Source organism: Streptomyces sp. B21-083 (assembly GCF_036898825.1).
In the GTDB taxonomy this organism is placed as follows: domain Bacteria; phylum Actinomycetota; class Actinomycetes; order Streptomycetales; family Streptomycetaceae; genus Streptomyces.
The window spans coordinates 4402665-4425697 of the sequence record NZ_JARUND010000001.1 but is presented as its reverse complement, the minus strand read 5'-3'; the positions used below and the strand labels follow the sequence as shown (position 1 = coordinate 4425697).

The window sequence follows — 23033 nt, the reverse complement described above, 5'->3', positions numbered from 1 at the left end:
AATTCACTGTTTCGTTTGCGTCTTGGCGAGGGCCCTGCTCGGGATTCCCTTTGCCTGAGGGGGTTTTGCGTTGCCTTTCCGTGCTCGAAGTCTCGCCGTTTCTGGAATCCTGGGATTCCTTGCGATCCTGGCTGGCGTCACCATTGCTTCTGCTGACGATCCAACTCAGCCTCCGACTTCTGAGGCTCCGCCTGTGGCCATCGAGAACTTCGACTACCCGGGTGCCAGCCGAATCCTGACGGAAAAAGGCATCAAGTTGAAGAAGGGTGACGGCCGCATCCTGCTGGCCGAGTGCGATTCGGCCGCCCAGCAAATCCGGGTTCTGGCTGTCGCGGACGATTCCGTCGGTCGCGAGGGAACCTACTGCTTCAAGGCTCTTGGTAAGACAGGCCGCCTCACCCTGGAACTTCCCAGGGTCTTCGCGATGCAGGCCGCGGATCACCCGATCAGCGCTGACCTCACCGCCAACGGCCGGACCACGACGGTCGACGTAGCCAAGGACCAGACCGAGTCGGTCGGAGAAGCCGCCCCAGGGGGTGCCAGGTCGGTGCTCGTCGAGCTTCGAGTGACTGGCTGATCCGCTGCCCGACTCGGGCAGGGGGGCGGGGAGTACGGGTGACAGAAGGCCTACCGATGACTGCCCACGGCCGTGTGCGAAACAACGCACGTGATCGACAGGCTCTTCTGCACACGCAGAACAAACTTTGTGATTCGAGGGGAACATGATGAACGCCCGCCCGCGCAGGACGCGCACGGTGTGGACTACTGGATTCCTGGCGGCCGGCCTCACGACCAGCCTGTTGGTCGCACCGGCGGCGCAGTCGGTCACAGGCGGCCAAGTCGGCGACACCGAGGACCAGTTCGCCGTCAAGCTTCACATCGGGACCGGTACCGACAGGGAGCGGAGTTGCTCCGGCACGCTGGTCGACCAGCAGTGGGTGCTCACTGCTGCCAGTTGCTTCGCGGCCGATCCTCAACAGGGCTTCAAGATCGCGGCGGGAGCGCCGGCGGACACCACCGTCGTGACCCTCGGAGCCGATCACCCCACGGCCGCGCAGACAGCCAAGCAGAAAGTCCTGCAACTGGTCCCGCATCCGGATCGTGACCTGGTCATGGCCCGAATCGACAACGCGACCACGACTCAGAATCCGCTCGACGGACCCTTCCCGGACGAATTGCCGGTAGGTGTCGGGAACGGTGAGACAGCCCAGGGCGAGCAGTTGAGGGCGGTTGGTTTCGGGCGCACGAAGGACGAATGGGTCCCAGGCCGCGCGCATACCGGTGCCTTCGGTGTGGACACCGTGAACCCGTCCACCCTTGCCATCTCGCCCACGGCGGCTGGAGGGGCCGCCCTCTGCCGGGGCGACGCGGGCGCCCCGGTGCTTCGCGACGACAAAGTGGTCGGGGTGGTTACTGCCTCATGGGGCGGCGGCTGCTTCAACTCCGACGAGACACGCACCGGTGCTCTCGCCACACGCGTCGACGACGTCGTGAGTTGGGTGCAGCAGGTTCGCCTCACGTCCCGGAAAGCGCACGTCACCGATGCGATGTCGGCGGCCGACTTCAACGGCGACGGTCGTACGGACGTTGCTTCCCTCATGACGAGTGGAGAAGTGGAGGTCTTCTACGGGCGACCGGACGGCACCCTCGAATTCGGCCAGTTGCAGAGCAACGCCGGTTCGCTCGTTGGCCGGCAGTTCGTCGCCGGTGACTTCGACGAGGGCAAAGGCATCGAGATGGTTGGTGCGAGGGACGACGGCACCTTGCACCTGGTGAAGCGACGTGAGCTGTGGGGAAACCCCAACGTTCTCCTCGGCTACGGGGCCAGCACGCTGTGGGCGGACGCCACATGGAAGAACGCGCTGCCCGCCGCCCGGATGCGGACAGGTGCCACCGGCCGCGACACCGTTCTCTTCCAGTGGCCTGATGGCTCGCTGTACACGTACAAGAGGGACGCCGACGGCAATCTCGTCAACCAGAAGAAGGTGATGTGGCCCGACAAGACGTGGAAGAAGAAGCACATCGCCACAGCTGACTTCAATGGGGACGGCAGGGATGACATCGCAGCTGTCGCCGCCGATGGCGCCCTGCATCTCTACCTGGGCAAGGCCGACGGTTCCTTCGACCAGCCTCGCTCCATGTGGCCCGACAAGACGTGGACGAGTGAACGTCCTGTCCTGGGCGGCGACTTCAATGGTGACGGTAAGGCCGACATCGCCGCTATGCGTACCGCTGGAGATCTGCGGTTCTATCCCGGTGACGGCAAGGGTGGACTGGCCGCTAGCCGCACCATGTGGCCGGCCGTGTAGGTCACCGGTCACAGAGCTCGTCTCGTGGTTTGTCGCGCAGGGAACGCTCTCCCTTACGGGACAAACCACGGACGGAGTGCTGGAAGTGACGGACGTCACGTAGGAGGCGGAACCGAAATTCGTGCCGTCCGTACAACCATCCCCGCCCGTCACGGATCTGAGCATGCGGGTCAACTGACTCAACGATCACTTGGGCCCCCGGTGTGACGACAAGCCGTGCGGACGACCGCCGTCGGGCCCCCTTTCTCCACTTGGGGAAACGCATGCGCATACGTGCCACCGTGGCCGCCGTCTCCGGCGCCCTGGCCCTCTCCGCCTTTGCCGTGCCTGCCGCGCAGGCCGACGGTTCCGTGTCCCGCGTGGACGCGGTCAAGATGCTCGCGGCCGGCCAGGGTGCCCCCGGCAAGTCCGCGTTCAGTAGCTCGGCCGTCGCTGACGACGCCGGCACGCCGTACGCCCTGAACGCCTCCTTCTCCAACATCAAGATCAACAACGGTAAGTCGATCGTCGCGGGCGTCACCGGCACGGTGACCGTGCCGATCACCTACACGCTGACCCACGGCGCCGACGTCGACATCACCGCCGAGGACTTCTTCACCGACGTCGAGCTGTACTACGGCGCCTCGTACATGGATTCCGACTTCGGGCTGTTCGGCGACGACTGGGCCCACTGCACTGCCGCGTCGACGACCGTCGCCAACTGCACCCAGTCGATCGTCATCCACCCGACCCGAGACCTGTTCAACGAGAGCGCCGGGAAATGGAAGGCGTTCGCCTACGCGGAGGCATGGAACGGCCAGGACCTCGGCAGCGACGACTTCGACGCCTCGAAGGTCGGCGTCGTCGAGAAGGACCGCCTCGCCGGTCCCAGCCTCCTGCGTGCCGCGAAGCTGACGGTCAACGCCACCCCGGAGCCGGTCAGGAAGAACGCGACCATCACGGTCACCGGCAAGCTGACCCGCGCCAACTGGGACGGCGCCAACTACACCGGGTACGCGACCCAGCCGGTGCAGCTGCAGTTCCGTAAGAACGGGACGAGCGCCTACACCGTCGTCAAGACCATCAAGGCGACCACCAAGGGCGACCTGAAGACCACCGTCAAGGCCGCCTCCGACGGGTACTTCCGGTACGTCTTCACGGGTACGGCGACCACCGGCGCCATCGGTGCCACGCCCGACTTCGTCGATGTGAAGTAGCCGCCGGCATATGTGTTGCTAGTTGGGAAACGTACGCAGCCGCCGTCGACCCTCCGTTTTCTACGGGTCGGCGGCGGGTCTGTGTGCAAGAGGTGTGCAAAATTACGTCCCCTCCGCACAACCAACCACTCCCGTAGTGGATCTGATCACGGGGGCCATCAGGCTCCACGATCACCTGGGTCCCGGGGTGAGTACGCGCCGCCATGCGGACGATCGCCGCCGGGTCCCTTCTCCATGTGGGGAACACGCATGCGTATACGTGCCACTGTGGCTGCCGTCTCCGGCGCCCTGGCCCTCTCCGCTCTCGCTGTGCCGGCCGCGCAGGCCGATGTCCACGCTTCCGGCGGAGACTCCACCTACCGCGCGGCCGTCGCGAAGTTTCTGGGGAACGGAGGCAAGAGCGCGTTCGTCACGTCGCCTGTCGATGGTGACCTGCCGTACGAGCTGAACGTCTCCTTCTCCAACTTCAAGGTCGCCAAGTCGATCAACGTTGGTGCCGGCGGGCACGTCGTCGTCCCGGTCACCTACACGCTGACTCACGGCACCGAGGTCAACATCAAGGCCTCCGACTTCATGAGCGGCCCCATCCTCTACACGGGTGCTGACGACGAAGATCTCGAATCGCTCAACGCGCTCCAAGGCGAGAAGCCCGCCACCTGCACCGCCGCGTCGACGACGGTCGCGAACTGCAAGGCAAACATCGACATCTATCCGGCCGAGGGTGACCTGACCAACGCCAACGCCGGGGCCGTCTGGACGGCCGGCGCATTCGCCATCGCCCTCAACGGCCAGGATCTCTCGGGTGACACCATCGACCCGTCCAAGATCGGCATCAAGTCCCAGCGTGACCTCGGCACCACGACCGTGCGCCGTCTCTCCAAGCTGACGGTCAACGCCACGCCGGAGCCGGTCAGGAAGAACGCGACCATCACGGTCACCGGCAAGCTGACCCGCGCCAACTGGGACGGGCCCAACTACACCGGGTACGCGACCCAGCCGGTGCAGCTCCAGTTCCGTAAGAACGGGGCCAGTGCCTACACCGTCGTCAAGACCATCAAGACGACGGCCTCGGGCGACCTGAAGACCACCGTCAAGGCGACCGTCGACGGGTTCTTCCGCTACGTCTTCGCGGGCACCGCGACCACCGTGGGTTCGAGTGCCGCCGCGGACTTCATCGACGTGAAGTAGAGCTCCCCATAGCTTGTACGGCTGTAAGCACTACGCCGGGAAGCGGCGGTCCACCCACCTCCACAGGAGTTCCAGGATGGCCGCCGCGACCGCCGCGACACCCACCGCGATCCACGGCATCGTCACGCCCACCAGCTTCAGCGCGAAGAACTTCTGGAGCGACGGTACGACGAGCACCAGCAGGAAGCCCGCGCCCATCGACGCGACCAGGGCGAGCCGCCACCAGGTGTAGGGGCGGGCGATGATCGCCAGCACCCACATGGAGATCAGGAACAGGGTCAGGGTCGCCGCGCTCGTCTCCGCGTGCAACGAGCCCTCGCCCGTGTAGTGGTGACGGGCGATCAGGTAGGTGGTGAAGGTGGCGACGGCTGCCAGTACGCCGCCCGGGATCGAGTAGCGCATGACCCTGCGTACGAAGTGGGGTTTCGCGCGTTCCCCGTTGGGGGCCAGGGCCAGGAAGAACGCCGGGATGCCGATCGTCAGGGTGGACAGCAGCGTCAAGTGGCGGGGCAGGAAGGGGTATTCGACCTGCCAGCAGACCACCAGGACGGCCAGCAGAACCGAGTAGACCGTCTTCACCAGGAACAGAGTCGCCACCCGCGTGATGTTGCCGATGACCCTGCGGCCCTCCGCGACCACCGAGGGCAGTGTCGCGAAGCTGTTGTCGAGCAGGACGATCTGGGCCACGGCTCGTGTCGCCTCCGAGCCCGATCCCATGGCCACGCCGATGTCGGCGTCCTTCAGGGCGAGTACGTCGTTCACGCCGTCGCCCGTCATCGCCACCGTGTGCCCGCGTGACTGCAACGCGCCCACCATGTCCCGCTTCTGCTGCGGGGTGACCCGGCCGAAGACCGTGCCCTCGTCAAGGGCCTTCGCCATGTCGTCGGGCTCGGCGGGGAGTTGGCGGGCGTCGACCGTTGTGCCGGTCAGGCCCAGCTTGGTCGCCACCGCGCCGACCGACACCGCGTTGTCACCCGAGATGACCTTCGCCTCGACGTCCTGCTCGGCGAAGTAGCGGAGGGTGTCCGCCGCGTCGGGACGCAGGCGCTGCTCCAGGACGACCAGGGCGGTGGGGGTGGTGCCGGTGACGACCTCCGGGTGGTCGAGTTCACGTGTGGTGCGGGTGAGGAGGAGGACGCGCAGTCCGGCCTGGTTCAGGCGGTCCGTCTCGCTGAGGGCGGGTGTGTCGGCCGGGTTGTCGGAGGAGAGCAGGACGTCCGGGGCGCCGAGCAGCCAGGTGCTGCTCTCGCCGTTGCCCTCGCTGAACGAGGCGCCGCTGTACTTGCGTACCGAGGAAAACGGCAGCGACTCGGTGCAGCGCCAGTCCTCGCTGTCCGGGTAGGCGTCGATGATGGCCTGGAGGGAGGCGTTCGGGCGGGGGTCGGACTCGCCGAGCGCGCCCAGGACGCGTCGTACGTAGGCCTCGTCGCTGTCGTTGAGGGAGCGCAGCTCGGTCACGTCCATGCCGCCCTCGGTCAGCGTGCCCGTCTTGTCGAGGCAGACCGTGTCGACGCGGGCGAGGCCCTCGATCGCGGGCAACTCCTGTACGAGGACCTGCTTCCGGCCGAGCCGGATGACACCGATCGCGAAGGCGACGGAGGTGAGCAGGACCAGGCCCTCCGGGACCATGGGGACGATGCCGCCGACGGTCCGGGCGATCGAGTCCTTCAAGTCATTGTTCTTGACGACCAGTTGGGTGATGCACAGGCCTATCGCGGCCGGCACCATCATCCAGGTCACGTACTTGAGGATCGTCGAGATCCCGGTACGGAGTTCCGAGTGGACGAGAGTGAAACGGGAGGCCTCTTCGGCGAGTTGGACCGCGTACGCCTCGCGGCCGACCTTCGTCGCCGTGAAGGCGCCGCCGCCCGCGACGACGAAACTGCCCGACATGACCGGGTCACCGGGCTGTTTGACGACAGGGTCGGCCTCGCCGGTGAGCAGCGACTCGTCGATCTCCAGTCCGTCGGCCTCGACGCACTCGCCGTCCACGACGATCTTGTCGCCGGGGCCGATCTCGATGAGGTCCCCGAGGACGATCTCGGAGGTGCTCACCTCGGCCGCGACGCCGTCGCGACGGACCGTGGGTCTGGCTTCGCCGATCACGGCGAGGGAGTCGAGGGTCTTCTTCGCCCGCCACTCCTGGATGATCCCGATACCGGTGTTGGCGAGGATGACGTACCCGAACAGGGTGTCCTGGAACGGGGCGACGAACATCGTGATCAGCCAGAGCACGCCGATGATCGCGTTGAACCGGGTGAAGACGTTGGCGCGGACGATCTCGGAGACGCTGCGGCTGCTGTGTACGGGGACGTCGTTGACCTCGCCGCGGGCGACGCGTTCGGCGACTTCGGCGGCGGTGAGGCCGGGGGCGTTCCCGTGGGACCCGTTGCCCGGCGCGGCGCCGGGGAGGGGGACGGGGTGCACAGGATCGAGTTCGGCGCCGGCGTCGATGTGCGTCATGTGTTCGACGGTACGTGCGGATTTAGGGCTTCACACGCCGAGTGCGCCAAAGATCCGACCTGGGGAGGAGGGGCGCGGCGGGAAATGGTGCCGTGGTTGTAGGTGCCGCTTCCGGCCCCGTAGGGGGGTTGTCCTCCTCAATCGCCGGACGGACTGGACGGACTGGACGGACTGGACGGGCCGGATGTGCTCGACTTGATCGCCGCATCCCGTTTCCGTACGTACCAGGTCCCGTACAGTCCCAGCGCCGCGCCGGCGAGGCACGTCCACACCCACCACTCGTGGCCGCGGTCCTTCTGCCAGCCGTAGAAGGGGAGCTGGACCAGGAAGAGGACGAACCAGAGGATCGTGCCGCCCGTGATGGTGGCGACGACGGGGCCCTCCAGGGGCTCCGGCGCCTCGTGCTTCGGTGTCCACTTCGCCATGCGCACAGCTTACGAGGGCCGTCGACGGGCGCTCCGCACACCCCGGGCGTCGCTTGCATCCCTTGCGCCCCAGTGGTCTACGCGCGGAGATGGTCATTTCATCGTCATATATTCATACTGAAACGACCTGACTCTGTCTCTTTTCTTTCGTACGAAACCCCAACACGTCTACAGAAAAACGAGCACACGCATGTCCACCTCGGCCCCCGCCAAGGCCCTCGACCGCCATTTCAAGATCTCCGAGCGGGGCAGCACGCTGTCCCGGGAGGTCCGCGGCGGGTTCGCCACCTTCTTCGCGATGGCCTACATCATCGTGCTGAACCCGATCATCCTCGGCAGCGCCAAGGACATGTACGGCCACCAGCTCGACAACGGTCAGCTGGTCACCGCCACCGCCGTGACCGCCGCCTTCACCACGCTCCTCATGGGCGTCGTCGGCAACGTGCCCATCGCGCTGGCGGCCGGGCTCGGGGTCAACACCGTCGTCGCGCTCCAGCTCGCGCCGCGGATGTCCTGGCCGGACGCCATGGGGATGGTCGTACTCGCCGGGCTCATCGTCATGCTGCTCGTCGCCACGGGGCTTCGTGAGCGTGTCATGAACGCCGTGCCGCTCGGGCTGCGCAAGGGCATCGCGATCGGCATCGGGCTGTTCATCATGCTGATCGGGCTCGTCGACTCCGGGTTCGTGACCCGGATCCCCGACGTCGCGCAGACGACCGTTCCGCTGCAGCTCGGCGGCGACGGTCACCTGGGCGGCTGGCCGGTGCTCGTCTTCGTGCTGGGCACCCTGCTGACCCTCGCGCTGATCACCCGCAAGGTGCCCGGCGCGATCCTGATCTCGATCGTCGCCATGACCGCGCTGGCCGTCGTCATCAACGCGGTCGCGACCGTGCCCTCCTGGGGACTCACCACGCCCAAGTGGCCCGGCAACCCCGTGGCCAGCCCCGACTTCGGGCTCATCGGCAAGGTCAGTCTCTTCGGCGGGTTCGACAAGGTCGGCGTGCTGACCGGCATCCTCTTCGTCTTCACCGTCCTGCTCTCGTGCTTCTTCGACGCGATGGGCACGATCATGGGCGTCAGCGACGAGGCCAGGCTCACCGACGCCCAGGGCAACATGCCCGGCATCAACAAGGTCCTGTTCGTGGACGGCATCGCCGTCGCCGCCGGTGGCATCAGCTCGTCCTCCGCCACCACCTGCTTCGTCGAGTCCACCGCCGGGGTGGGGGAGGGGGCGCGCACCGGCTTCGCGAACGTGGTCACCGGCTCGCTCTTCGCCGTCGCGCTGTTCCTGACCCCCGTCGCCACGATGGTGCCCTCCCAGGCGGCGACCCCGGCCCTGCTCGCCGTCGGTTTCCTGATCCTGGCCGGCTCGGTCAGGGAGATCGACTGGGCCGACCACACCATCGCGGTCCCGGCCTTCGTGACGATGGTGATGATGCCCTTCACCTACTCGATCACCAACGGCATCGGCATGGGCTTCATCACCTTCGTGGTGCTGCGGCTGGCGGCCGGTCGCGGGCGCGAGATCCCGGTCGCCATGTACGTCGTCGCCGCTGTCTTCGGGTTCTACTACCTGATGCCGGCGCTGGGCCTGATCTGATCTGACCTGCCGTGACCTGTCCTGACCTGCCGTAAGACACCCCCGCCCGATCTGGTCCACGGGTGTCTTACGGCACCCCGTAGAACCTCTCCGTCTCCTCGACCGCGCTCTGGAACCGCTCGTCGAAGTCGTTCCGGATGAGCGTCTGGACCACGTAGTCCTGAACGCTCATTCCCCTTTTCGCCGCATGGTCCCGGAGCCGGTCGAGCAGCTCCCCGTCTATCCGCAGGCTGAGCACGTTGGTCCCCATGGAGACGAGGGTCGCGGGCCGATACGGGGCGGCGGGGGGCTTTTTGCTGTCGATTCACTCGTACGGGTGCGGTGTGGGTTCAGTGGCCCTTGTCACGGGCGATTCGGCGCGTCGAGAGTGGTCCTTAGTCAGGGTAATGAGTTAGGCTAAGGACATGCCGGACCTAACCCATGGCGACGACGCTGCCGCCGTGAACTCATTGCGCTCCGCCGTGATGCGCCTCTCGCGCCGACTCAAGCACCAGCGTGTCGACGAGTCGCTGAGCCCCACCGAGATGTCGGTGCTGGGCACCCTTGCCCGCTGCGGCTCGGCAACGCCGGGCGAGCTGGCCCGCAAGGAGCATGTGCAGCCACCCTCCATGACCCGTATCGTCGCGTTGCTGGAGGGCAAGGGGCTGGTCCGACTGGAGCCGCATCCCGAGGACCGGCGCCAGAAGGTCGTCACCCAGACAGAGCAGGCCGAAGCGATGCTCGAAGAGAGCCGTCGTAAGCGGAACGCCTGGCTGGCCGGCCTGGTCGACAGCCTCGACGAGGACGAGTGGGCGAAACTGCGCGCCGCCGCCCCCGTACTGGAGAAGCTCGCGCATCTGTAGTCAGGACCCAGCAAGGAGGCGAATTTCTTTGAGTTCGGGAACCGGAGCAGACTCCGCACCCGCACCAGCCGCCCACGACCCCCAGCCCGTCCCCGATCCCCAGGCCGTCCCCGAGCTTCAGCTCGCCCACGAGCTCCAGCCCGTCCCTGATCCCGCCACCGCTCCCACTTCCACTCCGACTCCGACCCCTGCGGTCTCCGAGCCGGATTCCGGCCGCCACGGCTCCCGCACCCCTGCTGCCGTCGCCACGGCCACGCCGCCCACCCGCTCCTCCATGTTCAGCTCGCTGCGGGTGCGGAACTACCGCCTCTTCTTCCTCGGCCAGGTCGTCTCCAACACCGGCACCTGGATGCAGCGCATCGCCCAGGACTGGCTGGTCCTCAGCCTCACCGGGTCCTCGGCCGCCGTGGGCATCACGACCGCGCTGCAGTTCCTGCCGATGCTGCTCTTCGGGCTGTACGGCGGAGTCCTCGTCGACCGGCTGCCCAAGCGCCCCACCCTGCTCGTCACGCAGGCGATGATGGCCGTCACCGGCCTCGCGCTCGCCGCCCTGACGCTCACGGGTGACGTCGAGGTATGGCACGTCTACCTCGCCGCCTTCGCCGTCGGTCTCGCCACGGTCGTCGACAACCCGGCCCGGCAGTCCTTCGTGTCCGAGATGGTCGAGCCCGGGCAGCTGCAGAACGCCGTCAGCCTCAACTCCGCGAACTTCCAGTCCGCACGCCTCGTCGGACCCGCCGTCGCCGGTCTGATGATCACCGGCGTCGGCACGGGCTGGGCCTTCCTCTTCAACGGCCTGTCCTTCGTCGCCCCCATGGCCGCCCTGCTGCTCATGCGCGGCCGTGAACTGATCGCCGTGGAGCGGGCACCGCGCGCCAAAGGGCAGCTGCGCGAGGGTCTGCACTATGTCGCCGGGCGGCCCGAGTTGGTCTGGCCGATCATCCTCGTCGGGTTCATCGGCACCTTCGGCTTCAACTTCCCGGTCGTCCTCTCGGCGTACGCGGACGACGTCTTCCACGCCGGCGCCGGCGCGTACAGCTTCTTCAACACCCTGATGGCGGTCGGTTCCCTGGCGGGCGCCCTGCTCGCCGCCCGGCGCGGCACGGCGAAGCTGCGCGTCCTCGTCGCGGCGGCCGTGGTCTTCGGCGCGCTGGAGATCGTCGCCGCGGCGGCCCCGTCCCTGTGGCTGTTCGCGCTGCTGATGATCCCGATCGGGATCGCCGGCCTCACGGTCAACGTCACGGCGAACACCTCGGTCCAGATGGCCACCGACCCCGCCATGCGCGGCCGGGTCATGGCCCTGTTCATGATGGTCTTCATGGGCGGTACGCCGCTGGGCGCACCGCTGGTCGGCTGGATCACGGACGCGTACGGCCCCCGGGTCGGCCTCGCCTTCGGCGGCATCGTCGCGACGGCAGCCGCCCTCACGGTCGGCCTGGTCCTGGCCCGCGTGGGCGGACTGAGAGTCTCCGCCGGCTGGAACTCCGGACATCCGCGCGTCAGCCTCGTCAAGCGGCAGGAAGACGCACAGCGGAGGCCGGGGGAGGAGCAGGCACAGCAGCAGGACGAGGAACGGCGGGAGCCGGTGACCTCGGTGGCGTGAGTACGGTGAGCGCCATGAGCGCCAGTGACACGAGTGCCATGAACACGGTCCGGCTGTTCGCCGCCGTACTGCCGCCCGAGGATGTCGCCGAGCAACTCGCCGTCGCGGTGGCCGGGTTGAGGGGCCTGCCGGGTGCGGACGGGCTGCGCTGGACCGGCGCACCCGGCTGGCACTTCACCCTCGCCTTCTACGGCGAGGTGGACGAGGACGTCGTACCGGAGCTGTCGGAACGGCTGGAGCGGGCCGCCCACCGTACGGACGCGTTCACGCTGTCGGTGTGCGGCGGCGGGCAGTTCGGGCACGGGCGGGCGCTGTGGGCGGGCGCCGCCGGTGAGGTGAACGTGCTGCGCCTGCTGGCCGACCGGGCGGAGGCGGCAGGCCGGAAGGCGGGCGTCGACATGGGGGAGCACCGGCGCTACCAGGCCCACCTCACCGTGGCACGCAGCCGCGAGGCCTTCGAGGTGCGGCCGTACGTCGAGACCCTGGACGCGTTCACGAGCCGCACGTGGACGGTGGACGACCTGGCGCTCGTACGCAGCGATCTGCCGAAGTCGGGGGTGCCGGGGGAACAGCCCCGGTACGAGGTGGTCGCCCGTTGGTCCCTGGGCGCGGCCGGTTAGGCTCGACCGCGTGAATCCGAAAATCCGGAACCGGGTGATGGCCGGTGCGCTCGTGCTGATGTTCGTCGTGGTCGGGGTGGCGGCGGCGGTCGGGCGGTGACGCGAGCCTGATTCCGGCTCGCGTCCCGACCACCGCCCCACCCGTCACCGCTGGTGTGACGGTCGCCGCCCCACCTGTCGCCGCTGGTGTGGCGGCCGGTGTCGACGCCTCACCAGGCGAAGGCCTCCGGCGACGGGCCCGGGCCCGGGAAGATCTCGTCGAGCGAGGTCAGCAGTTCGTCGCTCAGCTCCAGCTCGGACGCCCGTACCGCCGACTCCAACTGCTCGGCGGTACGCGGGCCGACGATCGGGCCGGTCACGCCGGGGCGGGTGAGCAGCCAGGCGAGAGCCGCCTCGCCGGGCTCGATGCCGTGCTTGTCAAGGAGGTCCTCGTACGCCTGGATCTGCGCGCGTGATGCGGGGTCGGCGAGGGTGTCGGCCGCGCGGCCACTGGCGCGCCTGCCGCCCTGGACCTCCTTCCTGATGACGCCGCCGAGCAGGCCGCCGTGCAGCGGCGACCAGGGGATGACCCCGAGGCCGTACTCCTGCGCGGCCGGGATGACCTCCATCTCGGCGCGCCGTTCGGCGAGGTTGTAGAGGCACTGCTCGCTGACGAGGCCGATGGTTCTGCCGCGGCGGGCGGCGGTCTCGTTGGCCTGGGCGATCTTGTATCCCGGGAAGTTGCTCGACCCCGCGTAGAGGATCTTCCCCTGCTGTACGAGCACGTCGATCGCCTGCCAGATCTCCTCGAAGGGAGTCGAGCGGTCGATGTGGTGGAACTGGTAGACGTCGATGTAGTCGGTCTGGAGCCGCTTCAGCGACGCGTCCACCGCGCGGCGGATGTTCAGCGCGGAGAGCTTGTCGTGGTTGGGCCACGCTTCGCCGTCGACGGCCATGTTTCCGTACACCTTGGTGGCGAGGACCACCTTGTCGCGGCGCTCACCGCCCTTGGCGAACCAGTTCCCGATGATCGATTCCGTACGGCCCTTGTTCTCGGCCCAGCCGTAGACGTTGGCGGTGTCGAAGAAGTTGATCCCTGTGTCCAGGGCCGCGTCCATGATCGCGTGGCTGTCGGCTTCGTCGGTCTGGGGGCCGAAGTTCATGGTCCCGAGAACGAGTCGGCTGACCTTGAGTCCTGTGCGTCCGAGCTGCGTGTACTTCATGACTCCTCAGCCAACGTCGTGGAGTGCGCTCTAAGCAAGGGCGGACCGGGTGGGCGCGGCGGACCTTGACACTAACTTGTGGTTAGTGCTTACGTATGCGCAGCGCTAGTCGCTTTAAGTTTCAAGAGTCTGAGGATTCCTGTTTCGTCGTCAACGGGATCTGACCCGAATCCGAGAGAGGGACCAGCACTGTGACCCCCCACATGCCCGCCCGCCGCATCCTCGTCGCAGTGCTCGCCGCGTCCGCCCTGCTGGGTGCGGCGAGCGTGCCCGCCGTCGCCTCGCCGTCCACCGGTGGCCACCATGCCGACCGGTGCGTCGGTGACGGTGCCCGGCTCGACTACCAGAAGGACGTCGCCGTACGTGTCCTCAAGGGTGTCTTCGAGCGCGGTGACACCGCGGTCGTGGACAAGTTCGTACGGCCCGACTACATCCAGCACAACCCCCTCGCGGCCAACGGCTCCGGCCCGCTGAAGAACCTGGCCGCCGGCGTGCATCAGCAGTTCCCCGAGGCGAAGTACGACGTCAAGCGGGTCATCTCGGAAGGTGACCTCGTCCTCGTGCACTCCAACGTCGTGCTGACGCCGGGGACTCGGGGCTCGGCCGTGTTCGACATCTTCCGGTTCCGGAGCGGGAAGATCGCCGAACACTGGGACACCGGGCAGAACGTGCCGGACACCAGCGCCAACGGCAACGACATGTTCTCGACGGTCAGTCGGCCACAGAATGAGCAGCCGGGGTCGCGGTGGCTCACCGCCTACAACAAGAAGCTCGTGACCAGGGCGTTCGACCGGCTCATCGTCGACAAGGACCTGTCCGCGCTCGACACGTACTGGGGGACCGAGTACCACCAGCACAATCCAGGCATCGCGGATGGTGTGGCCGGCGCGCGTGAGGGGCTCGGCGGGTACTTCCGGGCGTTCCCGGAGCTGGCCGTCTCGCGGAAGCGGGTGGTGGCCGAAGGGGATCTGGTCGCCGTGCACAGCCACTACGTGAACGCGCCGGGCGAGCGCGGCCAGGCCGTCGTGGACCTGTTCCGGGTGCGGGGCGGGAAGATCGTCGAGCACTGGGACGTACTGCAGGACGTTCCCGCGACTTCGGCCAACGACAACACGATGTTCTGAGACGTTCCAGCTGTTCTGGGACGAGAGCGTGGTCGCTCGAGCGGTGGGACCGCCCGGTGTCCGGGCCGGGCGGCCCCACTCCCCCTCCCACTCCCACCCCGTCTCGGCCGCCCGGCCAAGACCGTCGTCCTCGCTGTCGTCAGAGCTGGGCGAACATGCCGGGCTCGTAGTCGCCGGCGGGCTGCTGGACGATGACGTTCATCCGGTTGAAGGCGTTGATCAGGGTGATCGTGAGGACCAGGGCGGCGAGCTGCTCCTCGTCGTAGTACTTGGCGGCGTTCGCCCATGCCTCGTCCGTGACCCCGCCGGCCGCGTCCGCGATACGGGTGCCCTGCTCCGTCAGCTCCAGCGCGGCGCGCTCGGCGTCGGTGAAGACCTTGGCCTCCCGCCAGGCCGCGACCAGGTGAAGGCGCTGCGCGGTCTCGCCCGCTGCGGCGGCGTCCTTGGTGTGCATGTCGGTGCAGAATCCGCAGCCGTTGATCTGGCTGGCGCGGAGCCTCACCAGTTCCTGCGTCGCGAGCGGCAGGGTCGAGTCCACGGCCGCCTGGCCCGCCGCGACGAGGTGCTTTGTGGCCTTTGCCGCGACCGGGTCGGCGAAGAGGTTCAAGCGGGCTTCCATGATGTGCTCCTCCGGCGTGGGTGCTGCCTTCATCGGGCGTTACACATGCACGACGGGACGGAGCGCTGAGATGTGACAGGGCTGAGCGAATGTGACGTGGGTCTCACCGGCGCGTGGGGGTGAGGGCTGACTGACGCTGTGTCCTGTGGTGCCGGGATGTCGAATGAGTCGGTTGCCGCTTCGTGACCGACAGGTCCTAGTCGCGGGGGAACTCGTCCGTGGAGAGGGTGAGGCCGACGGTGGTGTCGCCCAGGTTCACATCGTCTCCGAAAGCGAGCTTCGTCTCGGTCGCGTACTCGCCGTTCTTGGGGTGGGTGTAGAGGAAACACCTGCCCTGGTAGGGATCGGCGATGAGGTAGACGGGGACTTCGGCCTCGGCGTAGGCGGTCTTCTTCGGACCGTAGTCATTGGCCGCGGTCTTCTTCGAGATCACTTCGGCGACGAACTCGACGTCCTGACAGCGCCACAGGCCCTTGTCGCTCTTCTCGGCACCTTCGGTCATGAGCGTGACGTCGGAGGAGAAGCCGTTGAGGTGGCCCGGGTAGTCGATGCGGACGTCGGACTTCACACGCTTGCGCGGGTACTTGGTGCGCAGCTGATCGTAAATGGCTGCGATGATCTCCCAGTGGGTGTCCCGCTGCGGCGACATGAAGATGTTCCCTCCGACGATCTCGACCCTGTATCCGTCGGGGATGGGGCTCTTCTCAAGCCACCCGAACATCGTGTCGAGCGTCAGCTCGTCACCGTTGTCGGCGATCTCGGCCATCTCGATCCTGTCTTCAAGGACGGTCACCGTGGCACTCCTCCCCGGCCGCGCCCCGGACGAGTGCGGCCGTGCGGTACAACGATACGCACGGTGACCATGGCACGCCCGGTTTCGGTCAGTCGGTTTCAGCCCCGTATCGCTCCCCCAGATCCCAGGCCTCGTACAGCGAGTCCGCGAACGCCCCCGCGATCTTGTGCTCGCCGTTCGCGTTGGGATGCGTGCCGTCGTAGGTGTCGTGGTGGATGTCGTACGACGGTGGGGGCGATGTCAGGAGCAGAGGGGAGCGGGGTTCGTCCAGGTCGGCTGCCGTTTTCGCCAGGAGTTCGTTGAAGCGGGTGACCTGGGCGGCGAAGGGCGGGTCGGTCTCCGCGCGGGAGTTGGGGATCACCGGAAGCAGGGCTATGGCGATGCGCGGGTTGGAGCGGCGGGCCTCGGCCACGAAGAGGCGGACGTTCTCGGCCGTCTGTTCGGCGTCCGTGTAGAAGCCCAGGTCGATCAGGCCCAGGGAGACCAGGAGGACGTCCGGCTTGTGGGCGCGTACCGCGTCCGCGATCAGCGGGGCCATGTGGTGCCAGCCCTCGCCCCAGCCGGCCAGATGGGCGCGGGGGAAGTCCGGGTCGGCGTACTCGTACGAGTCGGGGGTGTCCGTCGCCTTGTCGTACACCGCCTCGCGCGGGCCGACGATCCGGAACGGGGCGCCGTACGTCTCCCGCAGGTGCTGCCACAGCCGGTAGCGCCAGGTGTGTTCGCCGGCGCTGCCGATCGTCATGGAGTCGCCTACGGGCATCAACCTGAGCATCCGCTCATGATGAGGGATCGGGGGTGGGGCGTGGGCCGGGTGGGGTGTGTGAGTCGGGCCACCCGGCGTCAGGTGTATGTCGGCTTGCGGGTAGTTGGCCAGTAGTTCAGTCGGTAGTCGTGCCGGTGGTTGTGCCGGCGGTCGTGTTGGCAGGTGTGGCTGGTGTGGCTGGTGGTGCGTGAGGGAGTGGCGGTCCGGTGGCTGATCCGGCGGGGCGGTCAGGGTCGTGACCCTCGTATCGAGCGCCGGGATGGCACGCTTGAGGGCATGCGCCGATCGCTCGCCCTCCTCGCCGGGGGCCTACTCGTCTGGGTGCTCGCCGCGCCCGCCTCCGCTGCCGACGGTGACCAGGACTTCACCATCAAGGACCCGCGGATCACCGAGTCCAGCGGTCTCGCCGCCTCCCGTCTCCACCCCGGCGTCTACTGGACCCACAACGACAGTGACGACGGTGCCTTCCTGTACGCGGTCGACAGCGCGACCGGGAAGACGGTCGCCACGGTCACCATGTCCGGCGTGGGCAGGCCCCGCGACATCGAGGCCATCTCCATCGGCCCGGACAACCAGATCTACGTCGGCGACATCGGCGACAACGATGGCGTGACCTGGGATTATGTGTGGGTCTACCGGCTTCCCGAGCCCAAGGTGCTCAGGAACCAGACGATCCGCGCCACGCAGTACGTCGTGAAGTACACGGACGGTTCGCGTGATGCCGAGTCCCTGGTCGTGCATCCGAAGACCGGGCGCGTCTACATCATCGACAAGCAGGAGGACGGCGGCCATCTGTACGCCGGGCCGGCCAAGCTCTCCTCCTCCGGCACCAACGTCTTCCGGCCCGTCGCCCCCGTCGACATGTGGGCCACCGACGCCGCCTTCTCGCCCGACGGGCGGCAGCTGGCCGTACGCGGGTACTTCGGCGGTGTCTCCTACGCCTGGAACGGCGGCAAGCTCAAGCGGCAGGGGCAGCTCGACGTGCCCTTGCAGGGGCAGGGGGAGTCGGTCACGTACAGCCGTGACGGGTCCAAGCTCATGTACGGGAGCGAGGGCGCCGAGAGCGGTGTCCAGGCCGAGGACGCTCCGTCGTACGGGAAGTCCGGTGACTCCGACTCGGGTGGTGGCAACGGGAGTTCGGCCTCGGGTAACGACGGGGGCGGGGGCTCGGGCGGGAACGTCAGGAACGGGGCTGTCGCGCTCGGCGTAATCCTCCTCGCCTATCTCGGGCTCAAGCGGCTTCGGCGGCGGCCGTCGTGATAATGCCGGAAGCTCTTCCCGGCAGCCATTGCCGGGAGCTGAGCCGCTGCGTGGCTGCCGGTCGCTGAACGCCGTACGCATCCCGGGATGCCGCGAGTATTGACGTGGGCATGTTAGGTCAGTTTCCTGGGAGATGCGCGGTGAATGGGAGCGCTCCCATCGATTCCGGGGCCGCGCCTCCCGAGAGGAACAAGCGACATGTTCCGCTTCCGTACCTTGAGAAGAGCTCTGTGCGCTGCCGCCGCCGCGCTTCTGTTGCCGCTGGGAGCCGGTGCGCAGGCCGCCCACGCGGCGGACGTCCGTGCGGCGGACGCCGGTGCCGGCTACTGGCACACCAGCGGGCGGCAGATCCTGGACGCGGCCGGGCAGCCCGTCCGGATCGCCGGCATCAACTGGTTCGGCTTCGAGACCGGCAACTACGTGGTGCACGGTCTCTGGTCCCGCGACTACAAGAGCATGATCGACCAGATGAAGTCGCTCGGCTACAACACCATCCGGATGCCGTACAGCGACGACATCTTCAAGTCCTCCACCGTCCCCAACAGCATCGACTTCAGCAGCGGCAAGAACGCCGATCTGCAGGGCCTGGGCTCCCTCCAGGTCATGGACAAGTTGGTCGCGTACGCCGGTCAGATCGGCCTCAAGGTCATCCTGGACCGGCACCGGCCGGACTCGGGCGGGCAGTCGGCGCTCTGGTACACGGCGGCGGTGCCCGAGTCGACGTGGATCGCCAACCTGAAGGCGCTGGCGTCGCGTTACGTCGGGCAGGACACGGTCATCGGCATCGACCTGCACAACGAGCCGCATGATCCTGCCTGTTGGGGCTGCGGTGACACGACGAAGGACTGGCGGCTGGCGGCCCAGCGGGCGGGCAACGCGGTTCTCGGCGTGAATCCGCAACTGCTGGTGTTCGTGGAGGGCGTGCAGACGTTCAACGGGGTCTCCGGCTGGTGGGGCGGCAACCTGATGGGGGTCGCGCAGTATCCGGTGCAGCTGAACGTGGCGAACCGGGTCGTGTACTCCGCCCACGACTACGCGACGAGCGTGGCCCAGCAGAGCTGGTTCAGTGATCCCTCGTTCCCCGCCAACATGCCGGGCATCTGGGACAAGTACTGGGGCTACATCTTCAAGCAGAACATCGCGCCGGTGTGGGTGGGGGAGTTCGGTACGACGCTCCAGTCGACGGTGGACCAGCGGTGGCTGGCCGCGCTGGTGGACTATCTGCGGCCGACAGCGACGTACGGCTCGGACTCCTTCCACTGGACCTTCTGGTCCTGGAACCCCAACTCCGGTGACACGGGCGGGATCCTGAAGGACGACTGGTCGTCGGTGGACACCGTGAAGGACGGCTATCTGGCGAGCGTGAAGGCGCCGGGCTTCCCGGGGAGCGGTGGCGGAGGAGGCGGTGGCGGTGGCGGTGGTAGTACGGCCGCCTGCGCCGCCACCTACGCCGTCAGCAGCGACTGGGGCGGCGGGTTCAACGCCGAGGTCAAGGTGACCAATTCGGGCACTGTTGCGCTCAAGTCCTGGAAGGTGGCGTGGACTTGGGGCGGCTCGCAGGCGGTCACGAGCATGTGGAACGCGACGTACACCCAGACGGGCTCGACGGTGACCGCCGTGAACGCGGCTCACAACGGGAGCCTGGCGGTGGGAGATTCGGCGACCTTCGGCTTCGGGGGAGCGCCGGGGGGCGGGGGCGTGCCCGCGGTGAGCTGTACGGCGACGTGAGTGAGGGGAGGGGGCCCGGTGATCCGCCGGGTCCCCTCCACCGCCGACCTGCCACTCGGCACACACCGGCGACCAGGACCTGTCCTAGGATGTACGGCGACATCGCGTGCCGGTCACCGGCTGGGTGAGGCATGGAGGTGTCGGGACATGCCTTCGGAAGGCTTCCTTGTCAGTCGAGTTGAACCACACGATCGTCCACGCCCGGGACAACCGGGAGTCCGCGGAGTTCTTCGCGAACCTGCTCGGCCTTGAGATCAGCGCCGAGTGGGGCCCGTTCATCGCCGTCGATCTGAGCAACGGCGTCACACTGGACTTCGCCACGATCCCCGCCGACAGCATCACCGCCCAGCACTACGCCTTCCTGGTCTCCGAGGAGGAGTTCGACGCGGCGTACGCGCAGATCAGGCAGCGTGGCGTCGAGCACTACGCCGATCCCCACCGCAAGCAGCCCGGCGCGATCAACGTCAACGACGGTGGTCGCGGCGTGTACTTCATGGACCCGGCGGGCCACGCCATGGAACTCATCACCGTGCCGTACGGCGGCTGGACCTCGTAGGCGGTAGTAGGCGGTACATGTGCCGAGGGCCGCACCCCGAGCTCGGGGTGCGGCCCTCGGCCGTGGCTCGCGCAGAAACGATGTCCTCCGGGGCCCCTATCGGTCCGTGCCGAAGTAGCGGTCTCCGAAGTCGCCTATGCCGGGCAGCATGTACGCGTGCTCGCTCAGGCCCTCCTCGATGGCGGACGTGACGATCCGTACGCCGGGGTAGCGCTCGCACACGGCGGTGATTCCCTCCGCCACGGTGATGAAGTTGACGAAGACGATGTGCTCCTCCGGTACGCCGAGTCCGCGCAGGACCTCGATGGCGGCGATCGCCGTGCCGCCGGTCGCCAGCATCGGGTCGAGCAGGAGGACGTGACGGTCGGCGATGTCCTCGGGCAGCTTCGTGTAGTACAGGTGCGGTTGTTTGGTCGTCGGGTCCCGCTGGATGAGGATCTTTCCGATCCTGACCCCGGGGACCACCGCACGTAATTCGGCCTCCATGCTCTCGCCGGCGCGGATGATCGGGATCCCGCACAGTCCGCCCGCGAAGCGCAGGCCCGGGTAGGTGCTGCCCACGGGGGTGGTGACGTCGTACGGCTCGAAGGGCAGGAGGTTAAGGGCTGCCTCGGTCAGCATGCGGATGATGCGGCCGGTGTAGAAGACGAAGTCCTCGCGGGAGGCGTCGCGGTCGCGGACGGCCGTGTGCAGGGCGCGCAGTTGGTCGGTCTGGGGGAGCAGGTGGACGTTGCGGTCCAGGTACGTCTGAAGGGTGGGCGCGGTGACGGAGGTCGGTATGGTCGCTGTCACGGTGGTCATGTTCGGCTCCTCGTACGCGGGTTGGGGGACGGCGATGGTCAGTCGACCGGCGGCTGTTCGAAGGTGGCGGGCAGTTCGGGTGTCGCGGTGAACTGACCGGCGGCGACCCGGTAGACGGACCGGCCGCCCGTGCGGTGCCACATCTCGCGCATCACGTAGACGAGCTTCGGGTTGTGCTCTTCCTCCTCCTCCGCGGCTCGTGCGATCAGCCAGTTCCACTCGCGGGCCCAGCGCGGGTCGGTGACGTCGTCCACGGCCGTGTCGAAGAGGTCGTCCAGCGCCGTCAGCTTTCCGGGGCGGGCGAAGTGGCCGCGGGAGAACAGGACGCCGAGGATGCCGGTCCAGTAGCACTTCACCGCTTCGGGGCGCTGCTCGACGGGGAGGGTGTCCGCGATGTGCCGCATGGCGTGCAGCGCGGTCATGAGGTGCAGCAGGAGGAAGTCCCCCGGTTCGGCCAGGTAGAGAAGGGTGACCAGGTAGCCGAGCTGGTCCCAACTGGCGTCGGTGTCCTGGTCGTTGACCCAGGCGGGGGTCTCGTAGATCCGGGGGTGGCCTTCGCCGAGCGTCCGGGCGATCCGGTGCTGCAGGCCGGACCTGAGCAGCTCGGGGTGGATGTCGGCCGTCGTGTCGTCGACCAGGTGCTGCACCCAGGCGCCCAGTTCTTGCCGGTTGTCCTCCCAGTAGCGGGCGATGCGCAGCAGCGAGTCCTTCGGCAGCTCCGCGCCGTACGCCTCCGAGACGACTGCGCGCTCGGGGTGGCAGTCGACGTGGGCGAAGGCCAGGTAGGCGATGCCCTCGATGGCCATCCGGCGGTTACCGGCGTCCAGTGCCCAGCCCAGATGGATGGTCGCGTGCTGGAGGGCGCCGACCCAGCCGGAGAGCAGACGGGGCAGATAGCGCCGTAGCATCTCCGTCATTCCGAGTTCCTGCTCGCGGCGGTCGAAGAACTCACAGTGGGCGGCGAAGTCCTGGCGTTTGCCCAGGAGTTGGAGCCAGTTGTCGTCGTCGACGGTCTGCTGCGGCGCCCGGGCCGGCTCGACGGGGCAGCCGTACGGGGTGAGGGTGACGTAGTTGTCGTGGTAGGCCTTGATCCGCTCCGGGGCGATGCCCAGGCCGGCCAGGGCGACGACGGCGTGCTTCACGTGGTTGGTGAGGTGGCCGTTGAACTCGATGTGATGCGTACGGTCGTTCAGCATGTCCTCGACCAACGTGTCGCCGGACGGGCCGCTGTCGGGCAGGGTGCCGATGATGTGGGCCACGACCTCGGGGAACGTCTCGGCGACGTACGTCGGGCGGGCCGCGTCCAGTTCGGCCCGCTGGTGCACTCCGTAGGTGACCGCGACCGAGGCGATACCGGCCGCCTCGGCCATCCGCAGGTCGTGGGTGGTGTCGCCGACCATGACGGCGTGCTCGGGGCGGGCGTCCAGGCGTTCGAGGATCAGCAGCCCGGACTCGGGGTGGGGTTTGGGGTAGGTGACGTCGTCAGCGCCGATCAGGACCGTGATGTGGTCGCGCAGTCCTGCGGCGGTCAGCAGGGCGTCGGCGCTGGCGTGGAACTTGCTCGTGGCCACCGTCAGGACGACTCCCCTGCGGCGCAGTTCGTCGAGGCCCTCGGCTACGCCGGGGAAGACCAGGGACTTGGCGCGGGGCAGGATGACCGTACGGAACGCCTTCTGGTACTGGGCGACGCCCTCGGCGACCCGGGGGTCGTCCTGCGGCACCCCGAGCAGTTTGCCGAACGCCTGCTCAAGCGGCAGGCCGATGGTCGCCCGGACGTCCGCCGGGTCCCGGGGGTCGGCACCCATCGCCTCGAAGGCGACGCCGAACGCCTCCACGATCGCCCGCGGCGAGTCGACGAGCGTGCCGTCCAGGTCGAACATCGCCACGCGGGTCACAGCAGTCTCCTGGGGTCGGGATCGGGGGTGGGCCTGAGTCCGGGGG

Annotated in this window: 21 protein-coding genes; 12 read left to right on the top strand and 9 right to left on the bottom strand. The window is 67.8% G+C overall.

What is annotated here, in order from left to right:
- Positions 1–193 precede the first annotated feature (193 nt).
- The 4 genes from QA861_RS19740 (at position 194) to QA861_RS19725 (ending at position 4693) form a co-directional block, all read left to right on the top strand.
- Positions 194–577 carry a P-loop NTPase family protein gene (locus QA861_RS19740; RefSeq protein ID WP_334589654.1) on the top strand — a complete coding sequence of 128 codons (384 nt, stop codon included), beginning with the start codon at positions 194–196 and terminating at the stop codon, positions 575–577.
- A 145-nt stretch (positions 578–722) separates the two neighbouring features.
- Positions 723–2309 (top strand): FG-GAP-like repeat-containing protein, encoded by a 1587-nt coding sequence (locus tag QA861_RS19735; RefSeq protein WP_334589653.1) that lies wholly within the window; start codon positions 723–725, stop codon positions 2307–2309.
- Positions 2310–2572: 263 nt separating this feature from the next.
- On the top strand, positions 2573–3505 hold the full coding sequence (locus QA861_RS19730; protein ID WP_334589652.1) for a hypothetical protein: 933 nt from the start codon (positions 2573–2575) through the stop codon (positions 3503–3505).
- 249 nt (positions 3506–3754) lie between these two features.
- Positions 3755–4693, top strand: coding sequence for a hypothetical protein (locus QA861_RS19725; protein WP_334589651.1), 939 nt, complete (start codon positions 3755–3757; stop codon positions 4691–4693).
- Between the two features lie 30 nt (positions 4694–4723).
- Here QA861_RS19725 and QA861_RS19720 read toward each other — a convergent pair whose 3' ends face one another.
- A complete protein-coding gene (locus QA861_RS19720; protein ID WP_334589650.1) occupies positions 4724–7156 on the bottom strand; it encodes an HAD-IC family P-type ATPase in 2433 nt (810 codons plus the stop codon).
- Positions 7157–7293: 137 nt separating this feature from the next.
- Positions 7294–7581: a DUF2530 domain-containing protein gene (locus QA861_RS19715; protein WP_334589649.1), complete on the bottom strand. Its 288-nt coding sequence runs from the start codon at positions 7579–7581 to the stop codon at positions 7294–7296.
- 190 nt (positions 7582–7771) lie between these two features.
- Between QA861_RS19715 and QA861_RS19710 the strand changes: the two genes are divergently transcribed.
- Positions 7772–9181 carry an NCS2 family permease gene (locus QA861_RS19710; RefSeq protein WP_334589648.1) on the top strand — a complete coding sequence of 470 codons (1410 nt, stop codon included), beginning with the start codon at positions 7772–7774 and terminating at the stop codon, positions 9179–9181.
- Between the two features lie 67 nt (positions 9182–9248).
- Here QA861_RS19710 and QA861_RS19705 read toward each other — a convergent pair whose 3' ends face one another.
- Complete coding sequence (locus QA861_RS19705; protein ID WP_319095471.1) at positions 9249–9431, bottom strand: ribbon-helix-helix protein, CopG family; 183 nt, start codon at positions 9429–9431, stop codon at positions 9249–9251.
- A gap of 154 nt (positions 9432–9585) precedes the next feature.
- Here QA861_RS19705 and QA861_RS19700 point away from each other — a divergent pair, with 154 nt between their 5' ends.
- The 3 genes from QA861_RS19700 (at position 9586) to thpR (ending at position 12246) form a co-directional block, all read left to right on the top strand.
- The gene (locus tag QA861_RS19700; protein ID WP_334589647.1) at positions 9586–10023 is read left to right on the top strand and encodes a MarR family winged helix-turn-helix transcriptional regulator; all 438 of its coding nucleotides are present in this window, start codon (positions 9586–9588) and stop codon (positions 10021–10023) included.
- A 274-nt stretch (positions 10024–10297) separates the two neighbouring features.
- Positions 10298–11626, top strand: a complete 1329-nt coding sequence (locus tag QA861_RS19695; RefSeq protein ID WP_443041566.1) for an MFS transporter — start codon at positions 10298–10300, stop codon at positions 11624–11626.
- A 14-nt stretch (positions 11627–11640) separates the two neighbouring features.
- Entirely contained in the window at positions 11641–12246 is a 606-nt protein-coding gene (thpR, locus tag QA861_RS19690) for an RNA 2',3'-cyclic phosphodiesterase (RefSeq protein WP_334589645.1), read from the top strand.
- Positions 12247–12455: 209 nt separating this feature from the next.
- On the opposite strand, the gene QA861_RS19685 is transcribed toward thpR, so the two are convergent.
- Complete coding sequence (locus QA861_RS19685; protein WP_334589644.1) at positions 12456–13448, bottom strand: aldo/keto reductase; 993 nt, start codon at positions 13446–13448, stop codon at positions 12456–12458.
- 191 nt (positions 13449–13639) lie between these two features.
- Here QA861_RS19685 and QA861_RS19680 point away from each other — a divergent pair, with 191 nt between their 5' ends.
- A complete protein-coding gene (locus tag QA861_RS19680; protein WP_334589643.1) occupies positions 13640–14572 on the top strand; it encodes a nuclear transport factor 2 family protein in 933 nt (310 codons plus the stop codon).
- A 139-nt stretch (positions 14573–14711) separates the two neighbouring features.
- On the opposite strand, the gene QA861_RS19675 is transcribed toward QA861_RS19680, so the two are convergent.
- The 3 genes from QA861_RS19675 to QA861_RS19665 all read right to left on the bottom strand — a co-directional run bounded on the left by QA861_RS19675 (position 14712) and on the right by QA861_RS19665 (position 16756).
- The gene (locus QA861_RS19675) at positions 14712–15191 is read right to left on the bottom strand and encodes a carboxymuconolactone decarboxylase family protein (RefSeq protein WP_334589642.1); all 480 of its coding nucleotides are present in this window, start codon (positions 15189–15191) and stop codon (positions 14712–14714) included.
- A gap of 196 nt (positions 15192–15387) precedes the next feature.
- Positions 15388–15984 (bottom strand): Uma2 family endonuclease, encoded by a 597-nt coding sequence (locus QA861_RS19670; RefSeq protein WP_334589641.1) that lies wholly within the window; start codon positions 15982–15984, stop codon positions 15388–15390.
- A gap of 88 nt (positions 15985–16072) precedes the next feature.
- Positions 16073–16756, bottom strand: a complete 684-nt coding sequence (locus QA861_RS19665) for a GDSL-type esterase/lipase family protein (RefSeq protein ID WP_334589640.1) — start codon at positions 16754–16756, stop codon at positions 16073–16075.
- Between the two features lie 267 nt (positions 16757–17023).
- Between QA861_RS19665 and QA861_RS19660 the strand changes: the two genes are divergently transcribed.
- From QA861_RS19660 to QA861_RS19650, 3 genes are all read left to right on the top strand, one after another.
- On the top strand, positions 17024–18007 hold the full coding sequence (locus QA861_RS19660) for a WD40 repeat domain-containing protein (protein WP_334589639.1): 984 nt from the start codon (positions 17024–17026) through the stop codon (positions 18005–18007).
- Between the two features lie 198 nt (positions 18008–18205).
- Complete coding sequence (locus QA861_RS19655) at positions 18206–19735, top strand: cellulase family glycosylhydrolase (RefSeq protein WP_334589638.1); 1530 nt, start codon at positions 18206–18208, stop codon at positions 19733–19735.
- Positions 19736–19901: 166 nt separating this feature from the next.
- Complete coding sequence (locus tag QA861_RS19650; RefSeq protein ID WP_334589637.1) at positions 19902–20291, top strand: VOC family protein; 390 nt, start codon at positions 19902–19904, stop codon at positions 20289–20291.
- A 96-nt stretch (positions 20292–20387) separates the two neighbouring features.
- On the opposite strand, the gene upp is transcribed toward QA861_RS19650, so the two are convergent.
- Positions 20388–21092 (bottom strand): uracil phosphoribosyltransferase, encoded by a 705-nt coding sequence (upp, locus tag QA861_RS19645; protein WP_334589636.1) that lies wholly within the window; start codon positions 21090–21092, stop codon positions 20388–20390.
- 38 nt (positions 21093–21130) lie between these two features.
- Positions 21131–22987, bottom strand: a complete 1857-nt coding sequence (locus QA861_RS19640) for an HAD-IA family hydrolase (RefSeq protein ID WP_334589635.1) — start codon at positions 22985–22987, stop codon at positions 21131–21133.
- Positions 22988–23033 lie beyond the last annotated feature (46 nt).

Bases quoted from the DNA above. Each gene is read 5' to 3' on its own strand.
- QA861_RS19735 (WP_334589653.1), top strand. From the start codon at position 723: ATGATGAACGCCCGCCCGCGCAGGACGCGCACGGTGTGGACTACTGGA.
- QA861_RS19730 (WP_334589652.1), top strand. From the start codon at position 2,573: ATGCGCATACGTGCCACCGTGGCCGCCGTCTCCGGCGCCCTGGCCCTC.
- QA861_RS19725 (WP_334589651.1), top strand. From the start codon at position 3,755: ATGCGTATACGTGCCACTGTGGCTGCCGTCTCCGGCGCCCTGGCCCTC.
- QA861_RS19720 (WP_334589650.1), bottom strand. From the start codon at position 7,156: ATGACGCACATCGACGCCGGCGCCGAACTCGATCCTGTGCACCCCGTC.
- QA861_RS19715 (WP_334589649.1), bottom strand. From the start codon at position 7,581: ATGGCGAAGTGGACACCGAAGCACGAGGCGCCGGAGCCCCTGGAGGGC.
- QA861_RS19710 (WP_334589648.1), top strand. From the start codon at position 7,772: ATGTCCACCTCGGCCCCCGCCAAGGCCCTCGACCGCCATTTCAAGATC.
- QA861_RS19705 (WP_319095471.1), bottom strand. From the start codon at position 9,431: ATGGGGACCAACGTGCTCAGCCTGCGGATAGACGGGGAGCTGCTCGAC.
- QA861_RS19700 (WP_334589647.1), top strand. From the start codon at position 9,586: ATGCCGGACCTAACCCATGGCGACGACGCTGCCGCCGTGAACTCATTG.
- QA861_RS19695 (WP_443041566.1), top strand. From the start codon at position 10,298: ATGTTCAGCTCGCTGCGGGTGCGGAACTACCGCCTCTTCTTCCTCGGC.
- thpR (WP_334589645.1), top strand. From the start codon at position 11,641: ATGAGCGCCAGTGACACGAGTGCCATGAACACGGTCCGGCTGTTCGCC.
- QA861_RS19685 (WP_334589644.1), bottom strand. From the start codon at position 13,448: ATGAAGTACACGCAGCTCGGACGCACAGGACTCAAGGTCAGCCGACTC.
- QA861_RS19675 (WP_334589642.1), bottom strand. From the start codon at position 15,191: ATGGAAGCCCGCTTGAACCTCTTCGCCGACCCGGTCGCGGCAAAGGCC.
- QA861_RS19665 (WP_334589640.1), bottom strand. From the start codon at position 16,756: ATGCTCAGGTTGATGCCCGTAGGCGACTCCATGACGATCGGCAGCGCC.
- QA861_RS19660 (WP_334589639.1), top strand. From the start codon at position 17,024: ATGCGCCGATCGCTCGCCCTCCTCGCCGGGGGCCTACTCGTCTGGGTG.
- QA861_RS19655 (WP_334589638.1), top strand. From the start codon at position 18,206: ATGTTCCGCTTCCGTACCTTGAGAAGAGCTCTGTGCGCTGCCGCCGCC.
- upp (WP_334589636.1), bottom strand. From the start codon at position 21,092: ATGACCACCGTGACAGCGACCATACCGACCTCCGTCACCGCGCCCACC.